The organism is Priestia endophytica (assembly GCF_026790145.1).
Lineage (GTDB): Bacteria > Bacillota > Bacilli > Bacillales > Bacillaceae_H > Bacillus_I > Bacillus_I endophytica_A.
Genome location: NZ_JALAMS010000001.1, coordinates 121,122 through 138,039 on the forward strand (window position 1 = coordinate 121,122; position 16,918 = coordinate 138,039).

Annotated in this window: 24 protein-coding genes; 10 read left to right on the forward strand and 14 right to left on the reverse strand. The window is 36.7% G+C overall.

Going from position 1 to position 16,918, the window contains the following annotated elements:
- Nucleotide 1: 1 nt before the first annotated feature.
- Nucleotides 2-310 carry an HNH endonuclease gene (locus tag MOC86_RS00650; protein WP_268582310.1) on the forward strand — a complete coding sequence of 103 codons (309 nt, stop codon included), beginning with the start codon at nucleotides 2-4 and terminating at the stop codon, nucleotides 308-310.
- 24 nt (nucleotides 311-334) lie between these two features.
- On the opposite strand, the gene MOC86_RS00655 is transcribed toward MOC86_RS00650, so the two are convergent.
- The 6 genes from MOC86_RS00655 to MOC86_RS00680 form a co-directional block, all read right to left on the reverse strand.
- Nucleotides 335-556 carry a spore germination protein gene (locus tag MOC86_RS00655; RefSeq protein WP_268582311.1) on the reverse strand — a complete coding sequence of 74 codons (222 nt, stop codon included), beginning with the start codon at nucleotides 554-556 and terminating at the stop codon, nucleotides 335-337.
- Between the two features lies 1 nt (nucleotide 557).
- A complete protein-coding gene (locus MOC86_RS00660) occupies nucleotides 558-953 on the reverse strand; it encodes a spore germination protein GerPE (RefSeq protein ID WP_268582312.1) in 396 nt (131 codons plus the stop codon).
- Between the two features lie 12 nt (nucleotides 954-965).
- Nucleotides 966-1,142: a spore gernimation protein GerPD gene (locus MOC86_RS00665; RefSeq protein ID WP_026009683.1), complete on the reverse strand. Its 177-nt coding sequence runs from the start codon at nucleotides 1,140-1,142 to the stop codon at nucleotides 966-968.
- Complete coding sequence (gerPC, locus tag MOC86_RS00670; RefSeq protein WP_268582313.1) at nucleotides 1,142-1,753, reverse strand: spore germination protein GerPC; 612 nt, start codon at nucleotides 1,751-1,753, stop codon at nucleotides 1,142-1,144. Before gerPC ends, MOC86_RS00665 begins: the two co-directional genes overlap by 1 nt.
- A gap of 84 nt (nucleotides 1,754-1,837) precedes the next feature.
- Nucleotides 1,838-2,077, reverse strand: coding sequence for a spore germination protein GerPB (locus MOC86_RS00675; RefSeq protein ID WP_268582314.1), 240 nt, complete (start codon nucleotides 2,075-2,077; stop codon nucleotides 1,838-1,840).
- 12 nt (nucleotides 2,078-2,089) lie between these two features.
- Entirely contained in the window at nucleotides 2,090-2,311 is a 222-nt protein-coding gene (locus MOC86_RS00680) for a spore germination protein (RefSeq protein ID WP_268582315.1), read from the reverse strand.
- 478 nt (nucleotides 2,312-2,789) lie between these two features.
- On the opposite strand from MOC86_RS00680, the gene MOC86_RS00685 reads away from it, so the two are divergent.
- Together MOC86_RS00685 and MOC86_RS00690 are read left to right on the forward strand one after the other, a co-directional pair.
- Nucleotides 2,790-3,650: a DUF418 domain-containing protein gene (locus MOC86_RS00685; RefSeq protein WP_268582840.1), complete on the forward strand. Its 861-nt coding sequence runs from the start codon at nucleotides 2,790-2,792 to the stop codon at nucleotides 3,648-3,650.
- 55 nt (nucleotides 3,651-3,705) lie between these two features.
- Entirely contained in the window at nucleotides 3,706-4,590 is an 885-nt protein-coding gene (locus MOC86_RS00690) for a fumarylacetoacetate hydrolase family protein (RefSeq protein WP_268582316.1), read from the forward strand.
- Nucleotides 4,591-4,628: 38 nt separating this feature from the next.
- Here the strand turns inward: MOC86_RS00690 and MOC86_RS00695 are convergent, their stop codons facing one another.
- Nucleotides 4,629-5,192 carry a DUF2777 family protein gene (locus MOC86_RS00695; RefSeq protein WP_268582317.1) on the reverse strand — a complete coding sequence of 188 codons (564 nt, stop codon included), beginning with the start codon at nucleotides 5,190-5,192 and terminating at the stop codon, nucleotides 4,629-4,631.
- Between the two features lie 193 nt (nucleotides 5,193-5,385).
- Here MOC86_RS00695 and asnB point away from each other — a divergent pair, with 193 nt between their 5' ends.
- The 5 genes from asnB to MOC86_RS00720 all read left to right on the forward strand — a co-directional run bounded on the left by asnB (nucleotide 5,386) and on the right by MOC86_RS00720 (nucleotide 10,978).
- Nucleotides 5,386-7,230, forward strand: coding sequence for an asparagine synthase (glutamine-hydrolyzing) (gene asnB, locus MOC86_RS00700; protein ID WP_268582318.1), 1,845 nt, complete (start codon nucleotides 5,386-5,388; stop codon nucleotides 7,228-7,230).
- 352 nt (nucleotides 7,231-7,582) lie between these two features.
- Nucleotides 7,583-8,746: an ABC transporter ATP-binding protein gene (locus tag MOC86_RS00705; protein WP_268582319.1), complete on the forward strand. Its 1,164-nt coding sequence runs from the start codon at nucleotides 7,583-7,585 to the stop codon at nucleotides 8,744-8,746.
- Nucleotides 8,747-9,388, forward strand: coding sequence for an ABC transporter permease (locus tag MOC86_RS00710; protein ID WP_268582320.1), 642 nt, complete (start codon nucleotides 8,747-8,749; stop codon nucleotides 9,386-9,388).
- A 41-nt stretch (nucleotides 9,389-9,429) separates the two neighbouring features.
- Nucleotides 9,430-10,329 carry a glycine betaine ABC transporter substrate-binding protein gene (locus MOC86_RS00715; RefSeq protein ID WP_268582321.1) on the forward strand — a complete coding sequence of 300 codons (900 nt, stop codon included), beginning with the start codon at nucleotides 9,430-9,432 and terminating at the stop codon, nucleotides 10,327-10,329.
- A 4-nt stretch (nucleotides 10,330-10,333) separates the two neighbouring features.
- A complete protein-coding gene (locus MOC86_RS00720) occupies nucleotides 10,334-10,978 on the forward strand; it encodes an ABC transporter permease (protein WP_268582322.1) in 645 nt (214 codons plus the stop codon).
- Nucleotides 10,979-11,011: 33 nt separating this feature from the next.
- On the opposite strand, the gene MOC86_RS00725 is transcribed toward MOC86_RS00720, so the two are convergent.
- From MOC86_RS00725 to MOC86_RS00740, 4 genes are all read right to left on the reverse strand, one after another.
- A complete protein-coding gene (locus MOC86_RS00725) occupies nucleotides 11,012-11,872 on the reverse strand; it encodes an SDR family oxidoreductase (protein ID WP_268582323.1) in 861 nt (286 codons plus the stop codon).
- Between the two features lie 80 nt (nucleotides 11,873-11,952).
- Nucleotides 11,953-12,444, reverse strand: a complete 492-nt coding sequence (locus MOC86_RS00730; protein WP_124050044.1) for a YajQ family cyclic di-GMP-binding protein — start codon at nucleotides 12,442-12,444, stop codon at nucleotides 11,953-11,955.
- A gap of 211 nt (nucleotides 12,445-12,655) precedes the next feature.
- Nucleotides 12,656-12,787, reverse strand: coding sequence for a DUF3941 domain-containing protein (locus MOC86_RS00735; protein ID WP_019393866.1), 132 nt, complete (start codon nucleotides 12,785-12,787; stop codon nucleotides 12,656-12,658).
- A 52-nt stretch (nucleotides 12,788-12,839) separates the two neighbouring features.
- Nucleotides 12,840-13,730 (reverse strand): DegV family protein, encoded by an 891-nt coding sequence (locus MOC86_RS00740; protein WP_268582324.1) that lies wholly within the window; start codon nucleotides 13,728-13,730, stop codon nucleotides 12,840-12,842.
- Between the two features lie 223 nt (nucleotides 13,731-13,953).
- Here MOC86_RS00740 and MOC86_RS00745 point away from each other — a divergent pair, with 223 nt between their 5' ends.
- Entirely contained in the window at nucleotides 13,954-14,799 is an 846-nt protein-coding gene (locus MOC86_RS00745; RefSeq protein ID WP_268582325.1) for a YitT family protein, read from the forward strand.
- A 42-nt stretch (nucleotides 14,800-14,841) separates the two neighbouring features.
- Here MOC86_RS00745 and MOC86_RS00750 read toward each other — a convergent pair whose 3' ends face one another.
- The 3 genes from MOC86_RS00750 to MOC86_RS00760 all read right to left on the reverse strand — a co-directional run bounded on the left by MOC86_RS00750 (nucleotide 14,842) and on the right by MOC86_RS00760 (nucleotide 16,385).
- Entirely contained in the window at nucleotides 14,842-15,324 is a 483-nt protein-coding gene (locus tag MOC86_RS00750; protein ID WP_268582326.1) for a hypothetical protein, read from the reverse strand.
- On the reverse strand, nucleotides 15,324-15,470 hold the full coding sequence (locus MOC86_RS00755; RefSeq protein ID WP_019393862.1) for a hypothetical protein: 147 nt from the start codon (nucleotides 15,468-15,470) through the stop codon (nucleotides 15,324-15,326). Before MOC86_RS00755 ends, MOC86_RS00750 begins: the two co-directional genes overlap by 1 nt.
- A 105-nt stretch (nucleotides 15,471-15,575) precedes the next feature.
- Nucleotides 15,576-16,385: a Cof-type HAD-IIB family hydrolase gene (locus MOC86_RS00760; protein WP_268582327.1), complete on the reverse strand. Its 810-nt coding sequence runs from the start codon at nucleotides 16,383-16,385 to the stop codon at nucleotides 15,576-15,578.
- A gap of 212 nt (nucleotides 16,386-16,597) precedes the next feature.
- Between MOC86_RS00760 and MOC86_RS00765 the strand changes: the two genes are divergently transcribed.
- The gene (locus MOC86_RS00765; protein ID WP_019393860.1) at nucleotides 16,598-16,903 is read left to right on the forward strand and encodes a metal-sulfur cluster assembly factor; all 306 of its coding nucleotides are present in this window, start codon (nucleotides 16,598-16,600) and stop codon (nucleotides 16,901-16,903) included.
- Nucleotides 16,904-16,918 lie beyond the last annotated feature (15 nt).

Genomic DNA, 16,918 nt, shown 5'->3' on the forward strand with positions numbered 1-16,918 from the left:
TGTGGCAACATCAAAAGAAGAGCGACGAATTGGTCGATGTGAGCTTTGTGGAAGAGATGATGTTTATACAACTGTTCATCATTTAACTCCAAAGGAAATGGGAGGCACATTTGAACCAACAGCAAACCTTTGTATTCCTTATCACAAGCAAATTCACGCTCTTTATACAAATGACGAGCTAGCAGTTCGATTGAATACAATTCCTGACTTGCGGCAGGATGAAAAGATCAATAAATTTATGAAGTGGATCAGAAAGCAGCCGTCATCACGCCTCCCAAGAACACGCAAGTCCAATAGTAGAAAAGTATAAAAAACAGGCCGTCGAGGCCTGTTTTTATGCATTTCCTGCTACAGTTTGGTCTGCGATATCCCGGTCGAACGTATTTGTAGCAGATCCGCCTGTATTTGTGTTAATAAGATTTCCTGTATTTCCAGATCCAGATCCATAAGCAACTTTTGAAGTGTCTTTAGGTGAAACATAAAAGGTATCCCCAAATGTAACAACACCACCGCTGCCAATGCTTACAATTTGCACAGGTCCAACAAGTGCTGGCATGCTATCCCTCCTCTCTTTCTTCCTGCTCTTTCTCTCGACGATCACTTAGAAGCTGTCTAACATGTTTAACACGTGAATAACATTTTATATCTTTTGTTGAGCCAATTTGAACAACAGAAGAAGTAGAAGCTCCAGTCACCCGAACAGATCCAACATGAATCATATTAGATTCGTTATATTTTACCGTTGGAATCCGTTTTAAAGTTAGTAGAGGGTAGCTTCGTTTAAAAATTATATAATCATCAAAGTTTCCTTCCCTGCCAAAAAAAAGTTCTGCTTCACGTTGTATAGCAATTACTTTCGCCGAAGCTCTAATATGTGTTGAATCTCCGATGTTAAAAATAGAGCTAGATGTTAATGAATTCATTCGAAACCAATCTATTTTTGAAGTACGCATATTTTTTCTCCTTTATTGTAAGGAAAGAGGAACATAAGGACCGATAATAAGAGACTCTGGAGGTGTATCATAGGCAGAGGAAAGAGCTATGCTTTCAGTATCACCAATCAAAAATACAGAGGAGGTAGATACACCAAGCACGTGAACATTTCCAACAAGTAAGTCTCTATTCACAACCGTATAATTCATCATTTTTCTGCTCCTTTAAATGATTGAGGAAGATGTGTTAAAAAGGCATCTATTCCCCGTTTCATATCTTGAGTAATTTGAGTTTTTATACTTTCTTTTTTCTCTTCTCTTGGTTGCTCCTCATCTCGTTGCTGTAGATGGAAAAGAATCCGTTCTTCAAGCTGCTTCTTTATATCTTCTGTAATGAAATCATAATAGGACTCATGTAAATTGATTCCTTTCTCTCTAGCAAGATCACGAATCCAATCATGGCCGTTTCCTTCTAATAAGGTGAGCGTCTCTTCATAAATTTCATCGCCTAGTTCTTTTATATGTGCATTCCGGTTTGGTGGCGTTAAGTCACTCTGACTAATATGGAATTCTTCAATCTGATGATCAGGAGAAAGTGGATTAAGTCCTATATTTAGCGTTCCTTCTAGTGTTTCAATTTTGAGTTGATCAAACTTGTATTCAATTCTGTCAACTTTAGTTGAAGGGGCCTCTTTTAATGAATTCATCTGTTTTTGGAGGGTTCCTATAGCTTGCTCAAGCTGCAGAATCCGCTGATTCTGTTGTTGAATTTGGGCCTGAAGTTGGTAGATATATGTTTGCATCGTTCCTCCGTATTTCATAAAGAATCTCCTCCATTTCATGTGAGTAAGCTGCTTTTATACATTATGCATGTGCCCAAAAGATGTGAAGGAGTTCTTCTCAACTCATACGTTCTTTTTTCTTCCCAAATTAAGAGGAACGCTTGGTGCTTCTGGCTCAACAACGTTTGTGGTCTCACCTGCTTTTACTGTTTCAGGAGCCTTCTCTGTGAAGCCGCCTGTATTGTAAAGCTGCGCAAGAGAACGAATCATTCCAGCGCTTCCAATTTGAAAGACAGAAGAGTTACTAACGCTCGCAACCCGAATCGAATGGATGCAAATGCTTTGATTTACATAGAAATTCATAACCTCACCTCATTAAGCATTGGCAGCTATAGGTTGATCAATAAAATCTTGATCCTGCGTATTTGTTGAACTGATTTTATTGTTAATCACCAATCCATCTCCAGTACTAAAAGATCCTGCTCCAGCAAATGTCTTAGAATTTGCTGAAGGTGCGATCGTATAAACGTCTCCAATATGAAAAATACTTGCTGTTCCAATATTATTTACACTAACTGCTCCAACAATAGCTGGCATAAAAACACCCTTTGATTTTGAGTTATAGTGTATCGTATGTTAGGACGAAATATAAGGTGATAGCCTATTTATCCTTTTGTAATTGGAATAAATTTCTGACCCCTTTAAAGCTGATGATCTACTAAGTTTCAGCTATAATGGATGGCTAAGAGAGAAATGAATAAGGAAGTAAGAAAATGAATGGAATAAAAGATGAAAGAATAGCAACTGTTGACCTCTTGAGAGGGTTCGCTCTTTTAGGAATTCTACTTGTCAACATGCCTGGATTTTATTCGCCTTCTATTTATATGGATTCCTTTGAAGATACACACTCAAAAATATATATGGCTATAGATATTTTAGGACAGGGAAGTTTCTATCCTATTTTCGCTACTTTATTTGGTTTTGGATTTATGAACATCTTTCAAACTTCTTTTAAGAATAATGTTGCTTTTACTCCTTTATTTTCAAGAAGGCTATTTTTACTTTTGTGTATCGGATGTATACATGCTTTTGTTATTTGGTATGGGGATATTTTAATTTTGTATGCTGTGTGCGGTTTTTTTCTACTTTTTTTCAAGAAGCAAGAGGGAGAACCTTTCTTTATTGGGGAGGAGCTTTATTTATTATTCCAAGTATCATTATGCTTCTTCTTCTTATCGTTGCTTCGTTCTCAAAAGCAGAGTCAAATGCTGTTGGCGTTGTGCAGCCGCTTATTGATAGTTCTATAAATGCTTATAGAGATGGAAGCATTGCTGAGATTTTCTCTCAGCGTTTCCTTGATTGGTATTATATCAATAATATAGGGACGTTCCCGCTTCTGTTCTTATCTGTTTTTCCTTTCTTTCTTATCGGAGCCTTTTTAGCAAAAGAAAAAGGGTTTGAAAGTATAAAGGAAAACGTTCTTTTCATTAAATATATATGTATGGTATGCTTTTTTGCTTTTCTATTTTTTAAGATTCTTCCGTATTTGATTGGTTTTAACGTCGCTACGGACTTTATGCAAGACAGCGTTGGTGGACCTTTAGGAGCAATCTTTTATATTACGCTGTTTATGATGTATGGTGAAAAAATACCGCGGTTTATCGCGCAGCCTTTACAGTCAGCAGGAAGAATGGCACTCACAAATTATATTGCTCAATCTGTTGTATGTACGCTCCTGTTTTATAATTATGGATTAGGTTTTTATGGCGACATAACAGTTATGCAAGGCTTTCTGTTAGCCCTTGGTTTCTTTGTTGTTCAATGCATTGGAAGTTCTATTATCCTGAAGAGATACTCTAGAGGTCCTTTGGAGCATTTTCTGCGCTCCTTCACATATCGAGGAATGAAAAATGAAAAAAACGCAGTTGAAAAGTAGGAATATAGAAAGAAAGAGCGAATTGTTTAAAAGGTAGAAAGAGGAGGAATAAAAAATGAAATTTGTGACAGCTAGACTACATGATGATGAATTTATTGGTATGATCCAAGGAGAGAAAGTAATTCATATAAATAAAATTGCCAAAGAGCGTTTTCAGACAGATATTCCAACAAATATGATTTCATTTATTGAGCATTTTCATTATTTTGAGCATATTATCAAGGAAATTATCGAAGAAAAAGGGCATGATGCTTTTTCATATTCCATAGAGGAAACAGAGATTCTTGCTCCAATTCCAAGACCGAGTAAAAATGTATTTTGTGTTGGAAAGAACTATCGTGATCATGCGATTGAAATGGGAAGTGAACAAGATATCCCAACGAACCTTATGCTGTTTTCAAAGGCACCAACAGCTGTAGTAGGCCCTGATGCACCTATTTTACGTCATGAAGATGTAACAGATGAATTAGATTATGAGGGAGAGCTTGCTATTATTATCGGAAAAAAAGGAAAAGCAATTTCTAAAGATGATGCTCTTCATCACGTTTTTGGTTATACCATTTTGAATGATATTACAGCACGAGATTTGCAGTCAAAACATAAACAGTTTCTAATCGGAAAGAGTTTGGATACTTCGTGTCCGATGGGACCTTTTATTGTGCATAAATCAGAAATTGAGAATGCAGCAAATTTACATATTGAAACGAGAGTAAATGGAGAAATAAGACAAGATGGCAATACAGGACAGTTTATTTTTCCGATTGAAGAAATTATTGCAACGTTATCAAAAGGAACAACACTTGAACCGGGCGACATTATTGCTACAGGAACGCCTGCTGGAGTTGGAAAAGGGTTTAATCCACCAAGATTTCTATCTTCAGGAGACATCATCGAAATAACAGTTGAAGGTATTGGGACATTAAGAAATAAAGTGCAGTAACCAAAAAAGATCGTAAGAATTCTTCTTACGATCTTTTTCTATCCCAATTTTCGTAAATCAGATGATAAGAACTGCTCACCTGTATTGAGTGTAATCTCAAAACGGTCGTTTCCTTCACTACAATCAAAGTGGTGATGAACTGAACAGATTCTTTCTTCGTTATCAAAGATAAGGAAATTCACGCCGTTTTTTTCACCATCAGTAGGTAAGAAACATAAAGTGTTAAAGCAATAAATACAATCATAAAGAGAAAAAGAGAGATCATTCAATAGTTGGCTTAAGCGCATGAATGAGTGAGTTGAAAGCTCATCAATAAGAAGTTGATAAGCGTGTTGTAGTTTTTTTCCAATGCGCAGCTCTGCCCCATCTTGTAAAAAGCAAACTGTGTTGTTAATTTCAAATGAATTATCTTGTTTCCAACATGCTTTTTGCCAATGACCTTTCCAATATACCTCACAAGATGAGCTAAGGATATCTTGGAGCATTGATGCTTCATCTTCTTCATCAAAAAAAATCCATTGTGAATCAATACACTCAAGCGTTCCTGAAATAAAGGAGCGTGGTTGCATTTCTAAGCACTGCGTTTTCGATAAATTTTTCATAGGCCACTCCTCCAAATGGTTTGTTGAAAATTCTATTACTATTCTTTGTTGTCTAATTTCCTATTTTCTATAACTATAAAACACAAAATTTTGAAGAAAAAGCGGATGGACAAATCAACCTCTTACTTTTTACGCATAAGATAGCACTATTGAAAAATCTATGGACCACGATAAATGAAAGGGTGGGGAAAACATGTGTGGTATTACTGGTTGGATCGATTATAATCAGAACCTACTGAAAAAGCGTGACACAATTGAAAAGATGACAAAAACACTTGAAAAAAGAGGTCCTGATGATACGAACACTTGGGTAAGAGAGCATGTATCTTTTGGACATAAGCGTCTTGTTGTAGTTGATCCAAGCGGCGGCATACAGCCAATGACAAGAGATAAAAAAGAAAATTCTTACACCATTTGCTATAATGGAGAACTGTATAATACAGAAGATATTCGTAAGGAACTTTTAAAGAGAGGCTATACATTTAGCGGTCATTCTGATACTGAGGTGCTTCTTCTTTCCTATGTGGAGTGGAGAGAGAAATGTGTTGAACATTTTAACGGTATTTTTGCTTTTGCCATTTGGGATGAAGAACAACAATCTCTTTTTATGGCTCGCGACAGACTTGGTGTAAAGCCGCTGTTTTATCGTGTATATAGAGGAGGGCTTCAATTTGCTTCAGAGCTAAAAGCTATTCTTGCTCATGAAGATGTAGAGGTAGAGATTACGTACGACGGATTAGCCGAAGTATTAGGTCTTGGTCCATCACATACGCCTGGCCATGGGGTTTTTAAAGGGATTGACGAACTGCGTGCTGCACATGCTTTGACATTTAGTAGAGAAGGATTGAATATCTGGCGCTACTGGAATGTGAAAAGTGAAAAACATACTGATTCACTTGAAGAGACAGCAGAACATGTGAGAGAACTGTTTCAGGATGCTGTAATAAGACAGCTTGTTTCTGATGTTCCGGTTTGTACCTTTTTATCGGGGGGAATCGATTCAAGTGCCATTACAGCCATTGCTGCCAATGCTTTTCGGGAACAAGGCCAGTCCCTTCATACTTACTCAATTGATTATGAAGATAACGAGAAATTCTTTAAAGCATCAGAGTTCCAACCAAACTCAGATGGGGCATACATTAAAAAGATGTCTGATGAATTTAAGACGATTCACCATAGCTGTGTGATTAACAATGAAGAGCTTGCTCATTATTTAGAAGAATCTGTGCTTGTTCGAGACATACCAGGCATGGCTGATATCGATTCTTCTCTCCTGTGGTTTTGTAAAGAAATTAAGAAAAACTTTGTTGTTGGTCTTTCAGGTGAATGTGCAGATGAAATTTTCGGTGGATATCCTTGGTTCCATAAAACGCATGCTCTTTCTTCTGATAACTTTCCATGGATGCGCTCTGTTGATGCAAGGGTAGATCTTTTAAAAGATGAGTGGCAAAAAAAACTCTCACTGAAGGAATATGTAAAGAACGGCTATGAGCAATCCATTAAGGAAGTTCCCGCTCTTGACGGGGAAAGTGAAGAAGAGGCAAATAGAAGAAACTTATTTTATTTAAATATGATTTGGTTTATGCCAACGCTTCTTGATCGAAAAGATCGTATGAGTATGGGAGCAAGTCTGGAAGTGCGCGTTCCATTTGCTGATCATCGTCTTGTAGAGTACGTATGGAACATTCCATGGGAGATGAAAACGGCAGGAGGATATGAAAAAGGAATTTTAAGAAAAGCGCTTGAAGGGGTACTTCCAAACGAAGTTCTTTATCGCAAAAAAAGTCCATATCCTAAAACACACAATCCTCACTATACAAACATTGTGCAAAAATGGTTAAAAGATATTTTAAAAGACTCTAATTCCCCTCTATATGAGCTTTTTAATGCTGAAAAACTTAAGGCAATTGCGGATTCGAAAGGAAAAGAGTTTTCTGTTCCTTGGTTCGGGCAGCTTATGACAGGTCCACAGCTTCTAGCCCACCTTTGTCAGATTCATGTTTGGTTTGAGAACTACAATATTAAAATTGTGAAATAAAGCTAAAAACATAGTCTCCTTTTTGGAGAGACTATGTTTTTTTTATGCAACATTAAGGGTAAGGAGTAAAAAAGCAGGCTTTATTTGGACAGGTTATCGTTGAAAAATGAGAAAATTTTTGTAACTAAAGATGATAAAAATAGATTTTTAGCAACAATTAGTTAGAAGCCTTTGCCTATGAAGTAGGGATTTTTTTAGAAAATTAGAAAAAAAGTAGCCGAATTTTAAAAAAAGAGGTTTATTCTATGTAAAATAGGGGTAAATGTTTAGTTCACCTGTGTAATTTATCTGATATTTTAAGTCTAAAAGGTGACAATCATGGAACAATAAATCCAAGAGGTGATGACAATCAATGATTCGACTAGAAAAAGTATTTAAAAGGTACAATGATGGATTTCAAGCCCTAAAGGATGTAAACCTAACGCTTGAAAGTGGGAAAATTCACGTGATTATTGGCCCGAGCGGGTGTGGTAAGTCAACTACAATGAAGCATATTAACAGATTAATCACTCCATCAGAAGGGAAAATTTATATTGATGACGAGGATATTTCACAAGTGAACCCAGTTCAATTGCGCCGTAAGATTGGCTATGTTATTCAGAGCATCGGCTTATTTCCTCATATGACAATAGCAGATAATGTAGCTATTGTTCCTCGCTTATTAAAATGGGATGAAGATAAAATCTCAACGAAAGTAGATGAACTTCTTTCACTCGTTAACTTAGATCCACATACATATCGAGACCGTTATCCAAATGAACTAAGCGGAGGCCAGCAGCAACGTGTTGGGGTTGTTAGAGCTCTTGCCGCAGAACCTGATATCATTTTAATGGATGAACCATTCAGTGCTCTTGATCCAATTAGTCGTGAGCAGCTCCAAGATGAGCTTTCAAACCTTCAAGAAAATATAAAAAAGACGATTGTATTTGTTACTCATGATATGGATGAAGCGATTAAAATTGCGGACAATATTGTGCTAATGAAAGATGGAGAAGTTGTTCAAGTTGGCTCCCCAGATGAAATTTTGCGTCACCCTGCGAATGACTTCGTGAAAGAATTCATTGGTGAGAAGCGATTAAAAGGAAATGGAGGAGACTCATCTTTTGACTTTGAAGGAGATGAACTTCCAACAGTTGAAGAAGTAATGATTCCAAAACCAGTAACAGCCTATCCTGAGAGAGGGCTTGCTTCTTCACTAAAGCTAATGGAGCAGAGAAAAGTAGATACGTTAATTGTTGTTGATAATCGCAAAAAATTACTTGGCTATGCTCCTATTTTGAATATTTTAAAACAGTATCGAGATGAAACAAAAACTCTAAAGGATGCGATGGAACCTTTTACTTATGTTGTTCATAAAAACACTCCATTTACTGTTGCACTTGACTATATGAGCGAGCATAATTTGCCTTATGTTCCTGTTGTAACAGAAGATGAAAAATTCGTCGGTGTTATCACAAGAGGAAGTATGGTAAAACTGATGGCATCTGCATATTCTGCTGAAGATGAGGCTATATAGATGGATACGCTAAAAGAATATGGAGTGTTTTTACAATCTAGGTATCCAGAAGTTTTGAGTCGGTTAGGAGAGCATCTTTTAATTGTTGTATTAGCCGTTCTTACGGGCTGTATTCTTTCTATTACTGTTGCTATTTTGTTAACACGTATAAAAGAGGGAGTTATTAATTCATTAACGTTCGGACTTGCAAACATTTTTCAAACGGTTCCAACCATTGCCTTGCTTGCCATGTTAATTCCTCTTTTTGGAGTTGGTATGTATCCGGCTGTCTTTGCGCTTTTTCTTTATTCTATTCTCCCGCTATTACGGAATACATACTCAGGAATTAAGGAAGTTGATCAAAGTTTAATTGAATCCGCCAGGGGGATGGGGTTTAGTTCAATGCAAAGACTCTTTAAAGTGGAACTGCCTTTATCTCTTCCATACATCTTGTCGGGCGTGCGTCTTACAACTGTATATATTATTAGCTGGACAACGCTCGCTGCACTTATTGGAGCAGGTGGTTTAGGGGATTTAATTGTTTCAGGAATGAGTACCAACAACAACTTTTTAATTTTTACAGGTACAATAAGCTCAGTTATCCTCGCCCTTGTTGTAGATTTTCTACTAAATTTCCTTGTGAAGAAAACACAAAGAGCCTAAACAATTTGGATTCGTTCATCTCAACAGTCAAGGAGGATATTATGAGGATATTAAGTAAACTAACAATCATTTGTGTTGTTTCGCTTTTATTTTTATCATCTTGTAGTTCAAAAGATACGATTAAGATTGGAGCAGCAACGTTTACAGAAACAAAGATTGTTGCTCAAATTTATAAACAGCTTATCGAAGATAGAACAGATATTGAAGTAGACGTTATTCCAGATTTGCTTTCAACACCAATGATTTTAAAAGCAATGGATCGTGGAGATATTGATATGTCTTTAATGTATTCAGGCGTTGTTTTCAATAATTTCTTTCCGGTAGAATCAACAAAAGATCGTGATGAAGTATTAAAGATTGCAAAAGAAGGTTTTAATAAATATTACGATTTTAAATGGTTTGATCCATTAGGTTGGGAAAATACATATGCCGTCACTGTTCGCAAAGAGGAGGCAGATGAGAAGAACCTGAAAACCATTTCTGATCTAGAACCATATCAAGATAGCATGAAGCTTGGTATTGATTCAAGTTGGAAGGAAAGAACAGAAGACGGATATCGCCCTTTTTCTAAATATTACGGTTTAAAATTCCCTAATTTATACGCAATGGATATCAATTTATTGTATCAAGCTGTAGGGACAAAAGATGTGGATGTTGTTGTGGCATATTCAACAGATCCACGCATTATTGAATACGATCTAAAAGTTTTAAAAGATGACAAAAGATTTTTCCCACCTTATGATGCTTCAATAGTTGCTCGTAACGCCATTTTAAAAGAGCATCCAGAAGTTGAAGGAATTATCGATGAGCTAACAGGAAAAATTGATGCCGAAACGATTACAAAATTAAGCTATGAAGTGGATATTAAAAATCGAAGTGAGCGTGATGTGGCAAAAGAATTTCTAACCGAGAGAGGTTTACTCGGGGATAAATCGGAGTGAGACAATGAATTTTATTAAAGAACTTTTTGGATATTGGGCAGATAATATTGATTTACTGCTTTTGTATACAGGAGAACATCTTCTAATGGTCATTATTGCCGTTGGCCTTGCTCTTATTGTCGGGACGCTCCTTGGCATTATTTGTTCTAGGTATAAAAGGGTAGCTCCTATTATTTTGACGCTTGCCAACGTTGTTCAAGTTATTCCAAGCTTAGCTTTATTAGCTGTTTTAATGCTCTATTTTGGACTAGGATTTTACACCGTTGTTATCGGACTTTTCTTGTATTCACTTCTTCCTATTATTAGAAATACGTATGTTGGGCTTGAAGAAGTTGATAAAACAACAGTTGAAGCAGGTCATGGAATTGGAATGACGTACTTTCAGATTCTAACAAAAGTACAGCTTCCTCTTTCAATGCCGTTTATTATGGCTGGGTTGCGTATTGCAGCAGTTATTGCTGTCGGTGTTGCTACACTTGCTCCAATTGTTGGTGGAGACGGGCTTGGAAGAGAAATCTTCTCAGGGATTAACTCCCGTAATACTATTCGTATTTATGCAGGAGCAATTCCGGCTTGTATTGTAGCTGTCATAGTTGATATTGTACTAGGAAAACTCGAACGTAAAATGAAAATAAAAGTTACACGTTAAAAGAAGGCATAGCGAGAACGCTATGCCTTTTTATTACCCATTTACAGGGGTTCCGCCATTTATATGGAGCATTTGGCCTGTCATATAAGAAGAGCTGTCACTCGCAAGAAAGACGTAGCTTGGAGCAACCTCAGATGGTTGACCAGCTCGTTCCATTGGAGTGTTAGAGCCAAATGTTTCAACTTGCTTGCTATCAAAGGTGGAGGGAATAAGAGGGGTCCAAATAGGTCCTGGAGCAACGCCATTTACCCGTATTCCTTGTCCAACAAGAGAAGCAGCTAAAGAACGAGTAAACGAAACGATAGCTCCCTTTGTTGAAGAATAGTCAATAAGGGTTTCGTGTCCCTTGTAGGCTGTAACAGAAGCTGTGTTAATAATCGTGCTGCCTTTTTTAAAATGTGGGAGAGCTTCTTTTGTTAGATAGAAAAAAGAAAAAATGTTTGTTGTGAATGTTCTATGAAGCTGTTCTTTTGTAATATCAAGCAAGCTTTTTTGTGGATGCTGTTCAGCAGCATTATTAACAAGAATATCGATTTTTCCATACTTTTTCATTGTCTCATCTATAACAGTTTTACAAAATGATTCGTCTCCAACATCTCCTTGAAGAAGTAAACAATCGCCGTTCATTTCTTCAATTCTTTTCTTCGTTTCCTCTCCATCTTCTGTTTCACTTAAATATACAATAACAACTTTAGCTCCTTCTAAAGCGTAATGATAAGAAACAGCTCGACCGATTCCGCTATCTCCACCGGTAACAACTGCAACTTTTCCGGCTAATTTATCAGAGGGCTTATAGTTTGGATCAATGGAAACAGGAAGTGGGTTCATTTCATTTTCAATACCTGGTTGATACTGCTGGTGCTGAGGGGGAAAAGTCTTTTTTTCATTCGTCATGACAGAGCTCCTTGTAAGTTTTACTTTAGTTTGAGCTTATTTTTTCCTTGCTATACAAAAAAGAGCCCTTAAAAGGACTCTTAACGAAAGTTGATAAATTGAACATCGATAGGTAACTCAGCTTCACGAATAGCGTTCATAATTTGTTGAAGATCATCGCGACTTTTCCCACTAATACGTACTTGATCATCTTGTACTTGACTTTTTATTTTAAGCTTTGAATTTTTTACAATTGTATTAATCTTTTTAGCATTATCTTTATCAATGCCTTGGACAAGTGTTGCGCGCTGACGAACTGTTCCTCCTGAGGCATTTTCAACTTTGCCATAAGAGATATTTCGAGTTGGGACATTTCGTTTAATTAGTTTAGTAATTAGCACGTCTTTTAGCTGATCAAGTTTAAAATCATCGTCTGAAATTAAGATAAGTTCCTCCCCATCAAGAGAGATATCGCTTTTGCTGCCTTTAAAGTCATAGCGATTTTTAATTTCTTTTAGCGCAATGTTGATTGCATTTGTTACTTCACTCAAATCTACTTGTGATACAACATCAAAAGAATTTTCTTTAGCCATAATAACCTCCACCATCTTTTTTGCTTTTTGAGCAAGTCTAATTGGGTTTATTATAGAAAAAATAAAGGATAGAGACAATCCTAAACCTAAAAAACTTTGCTTTTAGAAGCAAAGTTTTTTAGTCGTTATGATTCATCTTGTTGACAGACTACCCTTAAATTCGTTATAAAAAGCTATGATAATTCCACTTTATGGAAAATAAAAACGAATCTTAAAGGTGGTCAGGTTTCTTTGATTCTGCATGTTTTCCAAGCTTGCGATTACGCTCACGGAGAAGGTTTTTTTCGTGAAGCTCAGCATTATGGTCTCTTGCTTTTTTATCGTTATCACTTGTTTTAGACAATGAAAACAGCTCCTTTCATCCTTAAAGCATTTCTATAGTAGTACTACAGGTATTAGGATAACTCAGGATGTTTTCTTTTATCCGTTGCTTTCGCTTCATTTACAAAGAAAAGAGCAAGAGCACCTGGGCCAGCATGAGAACCAATTACAGCCCCGATAATTTCAATCATAAAAGATTGAGGGCCAAATTCTTGTACAATCATTTCTTTTAGTTCAATTGCAGCGTGCTCATCGTCACCATGACTAATCGCAATTGTTTGATTTGATAAGGTAGGGGCACGATGTTTCATATGTTCAACCATGCGTCGAAAAACCTTTTTTCGACCGCGAATTTTTTCAAGAGGAATAAGTTTTCCGTCTTCAACATGAAGAAGAGGCTTAATATTTAGCAATCCGCCTACAAAAGCGGCTGTTTTACTAACGCGCCCTCCTTTAGCTAGTAAGGCAAGATCATCAACTGTAAAGATATGTTCAATATTTTTGCAATAAAATTTTGCTTGTTCAATAACTTCTTCAAAGGATTTGGATTGTAAAATTTGTTGAGCGGTATAATAAACAGCAAGACCTTGACCAAGGGATGCACATTTGGAGTCAATAATTTCAAATTCAATGTTTGGATATGTAGTTAAAAGTTCCTCACGCACGCTGAGTGCGGTTTGGTATGTACCTGAAAGTGCTGATGAAAAAGCAATATAAAGCATAGGGTCGCCTTTTTTAGCAAGAGGTTCTAATATTTCATAAAGCCTTGTTGGCGATGGTTGTGATGTTTTCGCTTCATCACCAAGTCGAATATGTTCATAAAGCTCTTCTGGATAGAGCGATTGAGAATCTTCATAGTCCACTCCGTTAATATGAACGCGGAGTGGGATTGAGGTTATATTATATTGAGATAAAGTCTGTTGAGATAAGTCAGCCCCGCTATCTGTAATAAGCTGGATAGCCATTATTTCACCTTCCTAAAGTTAAGATAAAAAGTTTCTATTTTACGATAAAAATAAGTGTTGTTTGAATTTCTATTATAAAGATTAAATGGAAAAGTATCCATAGGTCTTTACGCAATAAATGATACAAAGGGAATGCTTCTAAAGCCTTGTTTATTGTGAAAAAATCTTTCTAACTAGATATTAAGACATAAAAATCACTTTGCTACTGAAAGAGAGGAATCTTATGATGCTGATTGAAATCCAGCGCCTTATCATTGTACTGATTGGAGCGTTGTTAAATGCATGTTCGTTAAATTTATTTCTGATTCCTGCTAATGTGTATGCAAGTGGCTTTACAGGGGCAGCTCAGCTTATTTCAAGTATTTTAACAGAATTTACAGCATTTAATATTTCTACAGGAACTCTTTTATTACTGTTAAACATACCTGTAGCTATCTTAGGGTGGTTAAAAGTAGGTAAGTCATTTACTTTATACAGTTTTATAAGCGTTATAGGATCAACATTCTTTCTTGCTATTGTACCTGTCTTAAATGTTTCAGAAGATCTTTTACTAAATGCTGTGTTTGGTGGAGTCATTGCAGCAGTTGGGATGGGAATTACGTTAAAGTGGGGAGCATCTACAGGAGGCCTTGATATTGTGGCAATGATTTTATCTCGCATGAAAGACAGACCAATTGGCACGTACTTTTTTATTTTGAATGCTATTATCATTTTAACTGCTGGACTTTTATTTGGTTGGGAAAAGGCTCTTTATACGTTAGTAACGCTATATGTTTCAACAAGGGTTATTGATGCCATTCATACAAGACACGAAAAATTAACAGCTATGATTATTACGACCAAAACAGAGGATCTGAAAAAAGCTATCTATGCCAAAATGGTGCGGGGTATTACAACTGTTCCTGCTAAAGGAGCTTTTACAAACAAAGAAAAAGAGATGATGATTATGGTTATTACACGGTATGAACTTTATGACTTAGAGAAAATCATTGAAGAGATCGATCCTGAGGCATTTACAAATATTATTGAAACAGCAGGGGTTTTTGGTTTTTTTAGAAGAGACAATTAAAAAAGCTGAGGTCATTGTCTTATGACCTCAGCTTTTTTATCTTTATTTCTTGTTGTTTGAATCTTTTAGCTGACGAGAGAAATTTTCTAACTCCTGTTTTTCTTGACCATTCGCCTTTTGCATTGCTCCTGAAACAGTCTCATTCGCAATTTCTTCACTGTAGTTTTGATTACTCTTCATACTGCTTCCATGTAGTGACTGCTGTGAGAAAGTGTCTAAATGCTTTTGTTCTACACTTGAAGCGCCTTCTTTAGCTTTATTGACTGTTTCACTTGTTATATCATACTGTCCGTTATGGCCTCGTGAGCTTTGAGAATGAGACCCTGAGAAGTTTTTCTGCAAGTTACTTAAATGGCTCTTCTCCACATTATCAATACCTTTGTGCGGATGACCGAGAATTTCTTCAGCCATCTCAATACTTTCTTGTGAAGGACGGCGTGTTGGCTGTTGAGCTTTTTTGCCATCTGCAGAATGTGAACGTTGCATAAATCTTTCCATAAGACTTCTTAAAAATGACTTTTCCATTACAGTTGTCCTCCTGTTGAAGAGGAATGAGCACGTGCTTGTTCAGCTTGTTCTAGCGTTAAGTGATAAGGAATACGTTCAGCATGTTTACTTACTGCGTCTGCACCTTGTTTTACAAAACGTTTTGATTTGTTGCTTCTGCCCATTCTTCATTCCCCCTTAAAAGTATACCCGTAAGTGACCCAACATTGGTTGGGGTCAGTTCTATTGTTTGCTCGGGAGAGAAAAATATAACGGAAAAAATTTGCCTACTATAGTTTTAAATGGTCAATCAAGAAATGAGCAATGCCTTCTTCCTCATTTGTTAAAGTGGAAGTGTTAGCTATTTCTTTTAATGAAGGAATAGCATTACCCATTGCAACGCCAACTCCTGCAAATTTTATCATTTCGAAGTCATTATCTTCGTCACCAAAGGCAATAATATGCTGTGTAGGAATGTTATAATGTTCGGAAACCCTTTTTAAGCCAACAGCTTTATTGATTCCTTTCTTAACAATTTCTATGATGTGGAAAGGAGCTCCCCATCGTCTATGCTCAATAACTTCTGCATGAACATCTGAAAGGTGTGAACGAATATCATCTACTTGTGATTGATTTGCATGGATAAGAATAGAGGTTGGATCTTCTCGGAGAAACTTTCGTAAGTCGCCTCTTGTCACTTTAGGGTGGCCAAGTGCAAGTACATCTGTTAATTGTCTATCATCATAATGAACGTACATGTCGTCCATAACTTCAGCTAAAATATTAGTGACTTCGTACTGTTCCATTGCTTCTACAATTTCGTGAATTGTTTTGTGGTTCATTGGGCTATGATATGTTCCAAAAGTCCCGTCTTGTGGATGATGAACAAGTGCTCCATTAAAGTTCACGATAGGAGTGGTTAAGTCTAATTCCTTGTAATACATCGTGCTTGAACGATAAGGGCGTCCTGTAGCAATCATTACAATATGGCCTTGCTCCCTAGCGCTTGCAATGACTCTTTTTGTATAGGGGGTAATTTCTTTTTTATCTGTTAGTAATGTTCCATCAAGATCTAAAGCAATCAAATGTTTTTCTGGCATAAGAGCTCCTTTCTTATAAAGCTTGTCTTTTTTACTGTACCACAAGTATATGTAGAACAGTGGGCGAAATGAACGTTTTAACAAGGATTTAACGCTTTTTCAATTGTTGTGAGCGTAATTGGTTTCAATAGACTTCATTTGTCGTTATAATGGGGACATAAAAAGCCTAAAAAGTAAGACCGTAAAAGGCGAACTTTAAGGAGGTAGAAAAAATGGAAGCAAAACGTGAAGAAGTCATCATGGAAGCTCTTGAGAACGTAATTGATCCTGAGTTAGGCGTTGATATTGTGAACTTAGGTTTAGTTTATGGAGTTGAAGAAGATAAAGGTACAGTATTTGTTACAATGACATTAACCTCTATTGGCTGCCCACTTGCAGGTATGCTTTCAGACCAAGTGAAAACAGCTCTTGGGGCTGTCGAAGGAGTAGAAGACGTTGAAGTAAATATTGTCTTCGATCCACCGTGGTCAAAAGATCGTATGACTCGCTATGCAAAAATCGCGCTTGGCGTACAATAAAAGAAATCCCATTAG

Coding starts and splice junctions, on each gene's coding strand:
- MOC86_RS00690 (WP_268582316.1), top strand. CDS start 3,706: ATGAAATTTGTGACAGCTAGACTACATGATGATGAATTTATTGGTATG.
- MOC86_RS00660 (WP_268582312.1), bottom strand. CDS start 953: ATGCGTACTTCAAAAATAGATTGGTTTCGAATGAATTCATTAACATCT.
- gerPC (WP_268582313.1), bottom strand. CDS start 1,753: ATGAAATACGGAGGAACGATGCAAACATATATCTACCAACTTCAGGCC.
- asnB (WP_268582318.1), top strand. CDS start 5,386: ATGTGTGGTATTACTGGTTGGATCGATTATAATCAGAACCTACTGAAA.
- MOC86_RS00680 (WP_268582315.1), bottom strand. CDS start 2,311: ATGCCAGCTATTGTTGGAGCAGTTAGTGTAAATAATATTGGAACAGCA.
- MOC86_RS00695 (WP_268582317.1), bottom strand. CDS start 5,192: ATGAAAAATTTATCGAAAACGCAGTGCTTAGAAATGCAACCACGCTCC.
- MOC86_RS00655 (WP_268582311.1), bottom strand. CDS start 556: ATGCCAGCACTTGTTGGACCTGTGCAAATTGTAAGCATTGGCAGCGGT.
- MOC86_RS00755 (WP_019393862.1), bottom strand. CDS start 15,470: ATGGGCAGAAGCAACAAATCAAAACGTTTTGTAAAACAAGGTGCAGAC.
- MOC86_RS00730 (WP_124050044.1), bottom strand. CDS start 12,444: ATGGCTAAAGAAAATTCTTTTGATGTTGTATCACAAGTAGATTTGAGT.
- MOC86_RS00760 (WP_268582327.1), bottom strand. CDS start 16,385: ATGCCAGAAAAACATTTGATTGCTTTAGATCTTGATGGAACATTACTA.
- MOC86_RS00720 (WP_268582322.1), top strand. CDS start 10,334: ATGAATTTTATTAAAGAACTTTTTGGATATTGGGCAGATAATATTGAT.
- MOC86_RS00710 (WP_268582320.1), top strand. CDS start 8,747: ATGGATACGCTAAAAGAATATGGAGTGTTTTTACAATCTAGGTATCCA.
- MOC86_RS00750 (WP_268582326.1), bottom strand. CDS start 15,324: ATGGAAAAGTCATTTTTAAGAAGTCTTATGGAAAGATTTATGCAACGT.
- MOC86_RS00675 (WP_268582314.1), bottom strand. CDS start 2,077: ATGAATTTCTATGTAAATCAAAGCATTTGCATCCATTCGATTCGGGTT.
- MOC86_RS00715 (WP_268582321.1), top strand. CDS start 9,430: ATGAGGATATTAAGTAAACTAACAATCATTTGTGTTGTTTCGCTTTTA.
- MOC86_RS00685 (WP_268582840.1), top strand. CDS start 2,790: ATGTATACATGCTTTTGTTATTTGGTATGGGGATATTTTAATTTTGTA.
- MOC86_RS00665 (WP_026009683.1), bottom strand. CDS start 1,142: ATGAATTATACGGTTGTGAATAGAGACTTACTTGTTGGAAATGTTCAC.
- MOC86_RS00740 (WP_268582324.1), bottom strand. CDS start 13,730: ATGGCTATCCAGCTTATTACAGATAGCGGGGCTGACTTATCTCAACAG.
- MOC86_RS00745 (WP_268582325.1), top strand. CDS start 13,954: ATGATGCTGATTGAAATCCAGCGCCTTATCATTGTACTGATTGGAGCG.
- MOC86_RS00765 (WP_019393860.1), top strand. CDS start 16,598: ATGGAAGCAAAACGTGAAGAAGTCATCATGGAAGCTCTTGAGAACGTA.
- MOC86_RS00705 (WP_268582319.1), top strand. CDS start 7,583: ATGATTCGACTAGAAAAAGTATTTAAAAGGTACAATGATGGATTTCAA.
- MOC86_RS00725 (WP_268582323.1), bottom strand. CDS start 11,872: ATGACGAATGAAAAAAAGACTTTTCCCCCTCAGCACCAGCAGTATCAA.